This window comes from Tsukamurella soli (genome assembly GCF_039541155.1).
Lineage (GTDB): Bacteria > Actinomycetota > Actinomycetes > Mycobacteriales > Mycobacteriaceae > Tsukamurella > Tsukamurella soli.
This window is the reverse complement of record NZ_BAABFR010000015.1, coordinates 63,903-72,769: the sequence shown is the minus strand read 5'-3', so window position 1 is coordinate 72,769 and position 8,867 is coordinate 63,903. Positions and strand designations below refer to the sequence as shown.

The following is an 8,867-nucleotide window of genomic DNA, read 5'->3' as shown; positions in this document are numbered from 1 at the left end:
GTCCCGCCCGCGCCGACGGCCAGGCCCGCCACGCCCGCGCCGAGCAGCCGGCGTCGGCTGACGCCGCGCCGTGCGAGTGCGACGGAAGCGGCCGGCTGGGCTCCGGTCGGTTGTGGGCGGGCGGATTCCGGGCTGGATTCGTCGGCCATGCCGACCATGATTCGCGCAGGCCGTGGCCCGGTGGTGTCGGCGACGTGAACGCCGCCCCAACACCGTTGCGGAACAAGTCACGCGACGATCTATGGCCCAGCGGCGCAGCCCCCCTCTCGAGGTGGGGTTGCGCCGCCGGGTCGTCGATCCCAGGGCAGCCCCTACCCCCGGAGCATCTCCGCGACCAGGAACGCCAGCTCCAGCGACTGCTGGGTGTTCAGCCGTGGGTCGCACGCGGTCTCGTAGCGCCCGGCGAGGTCGAGATCCGAGATCTCCTGCGCGCCGCCGAGACACTCGGTGACGTTCTCGCCGGTCAGCTCCACGTGCACTCCGCCGGGGTGGGCGCCCGCACCGCGGATCACCTCGAAGAAGCCCTGCACCTCGTCGACGATCCGGTCGAAGTGGCGGGTCTTGTAGCCCGTGGACGACTCGTGCGTGTTGCCGTGCATGGGGTCGCACTGCCAGATCACCTTGTGTCCGGTGGCCTCGACGGCCGCGACGATGGGCGGCAGGGCCGTGCGCACGTGCCCGTTGCCCATGCGCGACACCAACGTCAGCCGGCCGGGCTTGTTGGTGGGGTCGAGCTTGCGGACGTAGTCGACCGCCTCCTCGGGCGTGGTCTTGGGCCCGATCTTGACGCCGATCGGGTTGTGGATCAGCTCGCAGAACGCGACGTGCGCGCCGTCCAGCTGCCGGGTGCGCTCCCCGACCCACAGGAAGTGCGCCGACAGGTCGTACAGAACGCGCTGGGCCTCGGGGTCGTCCGGGTTCTCCGCGAGCCGCAGCAGGCCGCGCTCGTAGTCCAGCACCAGCATCTCGTGCGAGCTGTAGATGGTGGCGGTCTTGAGGTTGCGGTCCTCGACGCCGCACGCGCTCATGAACCGCAGGCCGCCGTCGATCTCGGCGGCGAGGGCCTCGTAGCGCGCACCCGCAGGCGAGTTCGCCACGAACTCGCGGTTCCAGTCGTGCACCTTGTGCAGGTCGGCCATCCCCGAATTGGTCACGGCGCGAACCAGATTCATCGCCGCGCTGGCGTTGGCGTACGCACGGATCAGGCGTGACGGGTCATGCTGGCGTACCGCGTCATCGGGCGGGAAGCCGTTGATCATGTCGCCGCGGTAACTCTTGAGCCCCAGGGCGTCGGTGTCGCTCGAGCGCGGCTTCGCGTACTGACCCGCGATCCGCGCGACCTTGATCACCGGCATCGACGAGCCGTAGGTCAGCGCCACGGCCATCTGCAGCAACGTGCGGATGTTGCCGGTGATGTGCGGCTCGGTGTTGTCCACGAACGTCTCGGCGCAGTCGCCGCCCTGCAGCAGGAACGCGCGACCCAGCGCGACCTCGGCGAGTTGCGCCGACAGGGCCTCGATCTCGGTGGCCACGCAGATCGGCGGTACGGACTCGAGCACCGTCCGCATCGCATCCGCCTGCTCGCGGGGCCAGCTCGGCTGCTGCAGCGCGGGGCGCGCGAGGGCGGCATCGAGGCGCTGGCGCAGATCCCCGGGGAGGTCGGGGAGCTTCGGGAGGGTATCGATGGGGACGTCGACGGTCCAGTTTCCAGCCACGCCGGAATATTACGCGCCGGTGATCGCCCGGTACTTCGCCAGGTTGTGCCTCGCGTCGGCCAGCGCGTCGTGGGCGTCCGACGGTGCCGGGGGCAGCGCCGGCCGGCCGCTGAAGTCCCACAGCTGTTTGAGCTCGCGGGTGAACCGCGGCAGGGCGCGGGGCAGCGCCGTCATCGGCCCCCACAGCTGGCACAACGCCACGTGATCGTAGGCCGCGACCCACGCCCACAGCTCGACGTCGCCGGGGGCGGCGGTGAGGAAGTCGAGCAGCTCGTCGCGGATCCGCGCGCGTGACCGCCACACCTTCGCGGCGGGTGGCGGCAGCTTCGACAGCACGTTGACCCGCACCCACGGGCCGGCTCGTTCGGGGTCGAACTCGGTGGAGACGGCGTAGAACTCGCGCCCGTCCTCGCCGACCACCCCGATCGACACCAGCTCGATCGTCCGCCCGTCCTCGATGAACTCGGTGTCGTAGAAGAATCGCAAGGAGATGCCGCTCAGGCCACGGTCTTCGAGGCGGCACTCGGCGCCTCGACGACGCCGTTCTTGACGTCGGCGGCGTACACGTCCACGTACGGCTGGCCCGACAGGCGCATCAGTTCGTACATCACCTCGTCGGTGACGGCGCGCTCGATGAAGCGGTTACCGGCCATCCCCTCGAACCGCGAGAAGTCCAGCGGCTTACCGATCCTCACCCGTACGTGCGTGAACCGCGGGAGGGTGGTGCCGGGTGGGTTGAACTTCTCGGTGTTGATCATCGCCACCGGGATCACCTTGGCTCCCGTCTCGAGGGCCACGCGTGCCATGCCGGTCTTGCCCTTGAACAGACGCCCGTCGGGACTGCGCGTGCCCTCGGGGTACATGCCGAGCAGGCGTCCCTCGCTGATCGCCTCCACGCCCGCGTCGAGGGCGTCCTGCGCGGAGTCCGCACTGCCGCGGTGGATCGGGATGCAGCCCATCGCCGTGAAGAACCACTTCTGGAAGGCGCCCTTGAACCCCTTGCCGGTGAAGTACTCGGACTTCGCCAGGAACGTGATCCGGCGCGGCACCATGAGCGGCAGGAAGAACGAGTCCATGACCGCCAGATGGTTACTGGCCACGATCGCGGGCCCCTCCTTGGGCAGGTTCTCGAGCCCCTCGATCCGCGGGCGGCCCACCGCCCGTAGTACGGGGCCGATGATTACCCACTTGAAGACCATCCACCACATGTCGCGCAGCTCCTAGACAAGTCCGGCTGTATCGCACTCACTGTACCGTCAGCGCCGCGCCGCCACCGCGTCCCTCGCGATCGCCGCGGCACCCAGCATCCCGGCCCGCTCCCCCAGCTCGGTGGCGCGGATCCGTGCCCGCCGACGGTATTTCGCACCGGTCAGCAGGCGCGCGAAGTGATCGCGCGCATCGTCGAGGTACAGCCGCGACGACGCGCCTACGCCACCGCCCAGGACGATCAGATCCGGATCGAAGATGTCACTCACCATCGCCAGACCCACGCCGAGCCACTTCGCGAAGTCGGCAACGGCCTCCTGCGCCACCGGGTCACCCGCCTCCGCGGCAGCGGCGACGCGGCGCCCCGTCAGCGACCCCGGGTCGGCGGCCACCTCGCGCGCCATCAGCAACCCGTGCGTACCCGACGGTGCCATCAGGTCGATCGCGGTCTCCACCAGCGCCGTACCACTGCAGTACCGCTCCCAGCAGCCGGACTTGCCGCAGTCGCACGGCCGCCCGTCGGGCACCACCTGCAGGTGCCCGAGTTCCGGAGCCACCCCGAACGCCCCGCGGAACAGTTTCCCGTCCACGATCAACGCCGCGCCGATACCGGTACCGATCGCCACGACGCAGGTCACCTCGGCCCGCTTCGCGCCGCCGTATACGTACTCCGCCCACGCCGCGGAGTTGGCGTCGTGCTCCATCACCACCGGCATGCCCACGCGGCGGCTCATCTCCTCGGGCACCCGCACGTCCCGCCACGGCAGGTGCGGTGCGAAGTTCACCGTGGTCCGCTCGGGATCGAGGAACCCGGCGACGGCCAGCCCCACGGCCGCCACCTCGTTGCGCGCGCTGAGCTCGCCGACGAGGCGGTCCAGGCAGCGCTCGAGTGCCCGGGCGCTGCGCGGGGTCTCGGCGCGGGCGGCGTCCACCATGGTTCCGTCGGCCGAGATGACGCCGGCGCGTACGGATGTGCCGCCGATATCGATCCCGATGGTGTCGGGTCCGCCGCGACCGTCATGTATGCCCGTCAACTCGCAAACCTCACTGGGGCTCCTCCTCGTCTGCGGCCGCCGGTCCGGCGGCCGTGTGGTCCCGGCTGGGCGGCGCGGCGCCGCCCAGCTGTACGTCGATGGGGTGGTACGTGCGCCGTCCGGGCCCGGGTTCCGCGCCGCGCGACTCCGGCCCGACGGTGCCGGGTCCCGCCCCGGCATCCGCACTCGCGTCACCGGTGATCGGAGCGGCGCGGCCGGTCGCCGCAGCGTACTGGGCGGCCATGTCGCCGAAGCGCCCCGTCGCCGTCCCGAGCAGCTGCCCCGCCAGTACCAGCAGGTCCGCGAGGAACGAGTCGGCGAAGGTCGACAGCGCCGCGAGCACATCTCGCAGCAGCCCGTCCCAGTTCGTGGACGCCACGTCGACAGCGGCACACAGCCGGCAGTCGCCCGGCTCGCCCTCGGCGTGGGCGGCGTGGTCGGCCATCGCGTCCGCGAGCCAGGGCCGCACCGATTCGAGGAGGTGTGACGCCGCCACATAGAACTCGTCGATGCGCGGGTCGCCGAACGGGCCCGTGCCTTCGGCCCCGGGCCCCGGCGGGGTGCCGCTATCGCTCGGCGCCATGCGGCCACAACTCCGGATCGGGGGCGAAGTCGACGCGCAGCTCACCGTCGGCGTAGGTCGCGCCCGCCACCACGCAGCGGCGCAGCACCGATGGCAGCCGCAGCCGACGACGCACACCCTCCGCCTCCACCACCACGTCCTCCTCGACGCGGCCCAGGGCGATCGTCGACGGGTCCACCAGCGGCAGCGCCACCGTCCACTCGTAGCGGGCGTCCAGGCCGAACCCTCCGACGTGGCGCAGCGACGGCTCGGCCGGGTCGGCGGCGCCGCGCAGGCGGTCCAGGGGGTCCCCACCGTCGGGCGACGACACCGCCAACCCGCCCGCCTCGACCGGCCCGGACAGCGGAACGGCGGCCTCGTCGACCTCGAGCACCGGCCGCGCCAGCGCGTCGCCCAGCTCCCGGGCGCCGTCGACGGCGACCTGCTGCGCGGACAGCCGCCGCGCGAACCACTGCAGGGCGGGGTGCGGCAGGTCGTGCGCGAACCGCGGATCGGCGCGCAGGACCCGGTTGAGCACCAGGCCCGACGGCCGCAGGCCCAGCACCTCGAGCGCCGCCAGCTCACGGCGCGCGCGGGTCACCCGTGCCCCGTCGGCCGCCAGCACGTAGACCAGTTCGAGTGCGCGCCGGTCCGCGGCGAAGCCCGCCAGCTCCTCGGCCAGCACGGTCAGGCGTTCGGCGAGGATCAGGCCGGCCACAGAGCCGGTGGCCGGCCCGTCCACGGACACCGGCGCCGACAGACGCACGTGGCGCGGCCATACCCGCTCCAGGTACGCCGCGATCGACGCGGGCGCGGTCAGCAGCGCGACCAGCTCCTCGAAGCCGGGGGCGTCGACGATGACGACGTCGTACGCACGTCCGGCGTCATCGGCGGCGGTCGCATAGCGATGGATCGCAGACAGTGTGAGCAGGTGCTCGGGCTCGGCGAGCCCCGTCAGCTCGGGCGGCTCGAGGACGAACGGGTCGAATCCCGGATCGTCGCCGTCAGCCCGCGGCGGGCGGGCGGCGCGGATGCCACCGACGATCCGCTCCCACCACTGCGCGAGCAGGGTGACGGGGTTGAGGTGTACCTGCTCGTAGGCGGGGGCACGGTCGCTCCGGTCGGCATCGTCGGGCGCGAGCAGCGGCTCGCGGACCCGCCCAGTCGAGACCAGCAGCGTACGGTCGCCGCGGGCCGCGGACCGCTCGGCTAGCGCACACGCCACCGCGGACTTGCCAGCCCCGCCCGCACCCGCCACGACCAGTGTGCGGGGCCCGGCCTCGACCCGACGCGCGGGCACTAGACCCCTTCGCGCGGCTCTCCGCGCTGCTCCGCCAGGCTCTCCACGTGCCGCTTGAGCTCCTTGAGCGCGGTGTCGGTGATGGTCTTCTCGGCCTTGCGGCGCAGCATCCCCAGCATCGGGATCTGCAGGGTCACCTCGAGCGTGTAGGTGACGGTGGTCTCGCTGCCGTCGGCGGACGGGGTGAGCTGGTACTCGCCGTGCTGGGTGCGCTGCAGCGTCGACTCCACCAGCTCCCACTGCACCGCGCGCCCGCCGGGAGCCCAGGTGTACTCGAGCACGTAGGTGTCCTTGAGAAAGCCCTCGGCGACCACGAAGCGGACGCGCCGCGCCGCGCCGCCGTCGGCGCGGTCGACGACGGCGACCTCCTTCGCCGCCGACACCCATTCCGGGTAGCGGTCGAAGTCGGCGATCGCCGCCATCACGTCCTTCGCGGGCGCACGCACGACGATGGATTCCTGTGTACGGTCGGTCATCGGTGTCCCTTCCCGGAATCGAGCGCGGTCTCGTCGTCGGTCAGCGCCGGCTCCCCCAGAGCCCGGCCCTCCTCGGCCGTGAACTTCACGTCCAGCATCGCTGACCGGCCGGCGACCCGCCTGGCTCGGGTCTCGGCCGCCACCTCCGCGGGCGGCGGCGCCCCCGTCGGCTCGGCGTGCAGGAAGTAGTGGAGTAGTACCCCGTCGAGCGCCGGCTCGATCCACATCTCGGACGTGCCCGCCAATGCGCCCTGGACGCCCCAGCGCAACCCGCGTTCGCCGCGGTCGTCGGTCACGGACAGCCGCAGGTCCGGGAACCACGTGCGCCAGCGCCGCTCCCCGGCCAGGGCCGCAGCGACCCGCCGCGGCGTGGCGGCCACGAAGGCTACGTCGGCGACTTGGATGGTACTCACGCCAATAGCTTCACACATCGGCACGCGGCGCGGTCGCCCGCCCACTTATCACCCTCGCCGTCGGGAATTCGCAGTAGCCCGACCTGTCGGAACCGGGGTGTAGGGTTCTGCACAGCTCAACCGTTGCCGAGGGCCCGACCGGAGGATCGCGTGCGCGAAATCGCTGTGCCTGCCAAGTTCACCATTCCCGAGAACGCGTCCACGGTCGACGTCCTGTTCGACCTGGCGGCGTCGGATCCGCACAGCGTCCGGATCAAGCGGCTGGTCGGCCAGACGTGGCGGCCGGTGACGACACGGCAGTTCACCGACGACGTCCTGGGGGTCGCGAAAGGCCTTGTGGCGCAGGGCGTCAAGACCGGCGACCGGGTCGCGCTGATGTCCTCGACCCGGTACGAGTGGCCGGTCATCGATTACGCCGTGTGGGCGATCGGGGCCGTCACCGTTCCGGTGTACGAGACCAGCTCCGCGGGCCAGCTCGACTGGATCCTCCAGGACTCCGACGCGGTACTGCTGATCATCGAAGGCGACAAGCAGGCCAAGGAGGTGGATGCGCTCGACGGGAGGCTGTCGGCGGTCGCCCGGGTGCTGCGCATCGAGCCCGGGGCACACGACAAGGGTGCCGTCGACGTCCTCACCACCGAGGGGGGCGACGTCACGGAGGACGAGGTACACGCGCGCCGCGCCGGCGTCCGCAGCACCGACGTCGCCACGCTGATCTACACGTCCGGCACCACCGGCCGGCCCAAGGGATGCGAGCTGACGCACCTCAACCTGCTGGCCGAGGTGGACGCCATCCTCGAGTCGTCGATCGGCGACGTCGTGCGCAAGCCCGGTAACTCCGCACTGTTCTTCCTACCGATGGCGCACGTCCTGGCGCGCGCCGTGTCGATCGCCTGCTTCAAGGGCGGCACCGTGGTCGGCCACTTCAACGACACCCGCAACCTGGTGCCGCAGTTCGCGGTTTTCCAGCCCGGCATCGTGCTGTCGGTGCCGCGCGTGTTCGAGAAGGTGTACGCGGGCGTCGAGAAGAGCGCCAACGACGGCGGCAAGGGCAAGATCTTCGCGATCGCCGCGCAGACCGCGATCGACTACTCCATCGCGCTGGAGAACGGCGGCTCGCCGTCGCTGCTCCTCAAGGCGAAGCACGCCGTGTTCGACCGGCTCGTCTACAGCAAGCTCGAGGCCGCGCTCGGCGGCCGCTGCACGGTCGCGATCTCCGGCGGCGCTCCGCTGGGCGCCCGCCTCGGGCACTTCTTCCGCGGTGCGGGGCTCACGATCCTCGAGGGTTACGGCCTCACCGAGAGCACCGCCGCGATCTGCGTGAACCAGCCCGACCAGCAGAAGGTCGGGTCCGTCGGCCGCCCGCTGCCGGGCCAGGCCGTGCGCATCGCCGACGACGGTGAGCTGCTGCTCAAGGGCTCGGTGGTCTTCCGCGGCTACTGGCACAACGACGAGGCCACCGCGGCGGCACTCGAGGACGGGTGGTTCCACACCGGCGATCTCGGTGCCATCGACGCCGACGGCTTCGTCTCCATCACCGGGCGCAAGAAGGAGCTCATCGTCACGGCCGGCGGGAAGAACGTGTCCCCCGCGCCGCTCGAGGACGCACTCCGGGCGAACCGGCTGGTCTCCCAGGCGATGGTGGTCGGCGACCAGCAGCCGTTCATCGCCGCCCTCGTCACGATCGACCCCGAGGTGTTCCCGGCATGGAAGGCCGAGCACGGCAAGGCGGAGTCCGCCACCGTAGCCGACCTGCGCGACGATCCGGACCTGCTCGCCGAGATCAACGGTGCTGTGGCTGCGGCGAACTCGACCGTATCGCACGCCGAGGCGATCAAGAAGGTGCGGATCCTGCCCGCCGACTTCACCGAGGAGACCGGCGAGATGACGCCGACGATGAAGGTCAAGCGGAACATCGTGGCCGACAAGTACGCCGACGACATCGCGGCGCTCTACGCCAAGTGAACCCGACTCGGACGGTGCCGTCCCGGCGCCGTCGGAGTCGGCGTCTCACTTCTTGTTCGAGTCCAGCTGATCGTGGAAGGTCTGGGCGGCGGTCTTCGCGTGCTTCTCGGCCCGCTTCTCCTTGATGGACTTGCCGGAGGTCTTCGACATCTTCTGCCGCGGCGACTTGTCGCTCATCGTGTATCCCTTGATTCGA

At 71.2% G+C, this 8,867-nt stretch carries 10 protein-coding genes; 1 reads left to right on the top strand and 9 read right to left on the bottom strand.

The annotated features are described in order from the left end of the window. Nucleotides 1–311: 311 nt before the first annotated feature. The 8 genes from ABD908_RS07080 to ABD908_RS07045 are packed head-to-tail and all read right to left on the bottom strand — an operon-like array spanning nucleotide 312 to nucleotide 6,706. Nucleotides 312–1,715, bottom strand: a complete 1,404-nt coding sequence (locus tag ABD908_RS07080; protein WP_344992922.1) for a class II 3-deoxy-7-phosphoheptulonate synthase — start codon at nucleotides 1,713–1,715, stop codon at nucleotides 312–314. 9 nt (nucleotides 1,716–1,724) lie between these two features. Then, nucleotides 1,725–2,201, bottom strand: coding sequence for a polyadenylate-specific 3'-exoribonuclease AS (locus ABD908_RS07075; protein WP_344992919.1), 477 nt, complete (start codon nucleotides 2,199–2,201; stop codon nucleotides 1,725–1,727). 11 nt (nucleotides 2,202–2,212) lie between these two features. Beyond that, a complete protein-coding gene (locus ABD908_RS07070; RefSeq protein ID WP_344992916.1) occupies nucleotides 2,213–2,923 on the bottom strand; it encodes a lysophospholipid acyltransferase family protein in 711 nt (236 codons plus the stop codon). A 48-nt stretch (nucleotides 2,924–2,971) separates the two neighbouring features. Further along, entirely contained in the window at nucleotides 2,972–3,955 is a 984-nt protein-coding gene (locus ABD908_RS07065; RefSeq protein WP_344992913.1) for an ROK family protein, read from the bottom strand. 10 nt (nucleotides 3,956–3,965) lie between these two features. Then, complete coding sequence (locus ABD908_RS07060) at nucleotides 3,966–4,538, bottom strand: hypothetical protein (protein ID WP_344992912.1); 573 nt, start codon at nucleotides 4,536–4,538, stop codon at nucleotides 3,966–3,968. Then, nucleotides 4,522–5,817 carry an ArsA family ATPase gene (locus ABD908_RS07055; protein ID WP_344992911.1) on the bottom strand — a complete coding sequence of 432 codons (1,296 nt, stop codon included), beginning with the start codon at nucleotides 5,815–5,817 and terminating at the stop codon, nucleotides 4,522–4,524. Before ABD908_RS07055 ends, ABD908_RS07060 begins: the two co-directional genes overlap by 17 nt. After that, nucleotides 5,817–6,293: an SRPBCC family protein gene (locus ABD908_RS07050; protein ID WP_344992909.1), complete on the bottom strand. Its 477-nt coding sequence runs from the start codon at nucleotides 6,291–6,293 to the stop codon at nucleotides 5,817–5,819. Before ABD908_RS07050 ends, ABD908_RS07055 begins: the two co-directional genes overlap by 1 nt. Continuing rightward, nucleotides 6,290–6,706: a hypothetical protein gene (locus ABD908_RS07045; RefSeq protein WP_344992906.1), complete on the bottom strand. Its 417-nt coding sequence runs from the start codon at nucleotides 6,704–6,706 to the stop codon at nucleotides 6,290–6,292. The genes ABD908_RS07050 and ABD908_RS07045 overlap by 4 nt, the downstream gene beginning before the upstream one ends. Before the next feature lie 150 nt (nucleotides 6,707–6,856). Between ABD908_RS07045 and ABD908_RS07040 the strand changes: the two genes are divergently transcribed. Beyond that, entirely contained in the window at nucleotides 6,857–8,671 is a 1,815-nt protein-coding gene (locus ABD908_RS07040) for an AMP-dependent synthetase/ligase (RefSeq protein ID WP_344992903.1), read from the top strand. 45 nt (nucleotides 8,672–8,716) lie between these two features. On the opposite strand, the gene ABD908_RS07035 is transcribed toward ABD908_RS07040, so the two are convergent. Further along, a complete protein-coding gene (locus ABD908_RS07035; protein ID WP_344992900.1) occupies nucleotides 8,717–8,848 on the bottom strand; it encodes a hypothetical protein in 132 nt (43 codons plus the stop codon). Nucleotides 8,849–8,867: the final 19 nt, after the last annotated feature.

What these genes read in the sequence shown, in the direction of transcription:
- ABD908_RS07070 (WP_344992916.1), bottom strand. Translation starts at nt 2,923, where the DNA reads ATGTGGTGGATGGTCTTCAAGTGGGTAATCATCGGCCCCGTACTACGG.
- ABD908_RS07060 (WP_344992912.1), bottom strand. Translation starts at nt 4,538, where the DNA reads ATGGCGCCGAGCGATAGCGGCACCCCGCCGGGGCCCGGGGCCGAAGGC.
- ABD908_RS07050 (WP_344992909.1), bottom strand. Translation starts at nt 6,293, where the DNA reads ATGACCGACCGTACACAGGAATCCATCGTCGTGCGTGCGCCCGCGAAG.
- ABD908_RS07035 (WP_344992900.1), bottom strand. Translation starts at nt 8,848, where the DNA reads ATGAGCGACAAGTCGCCGCGGCAGAAGATGTCGAAGACCTCCGGCAAG.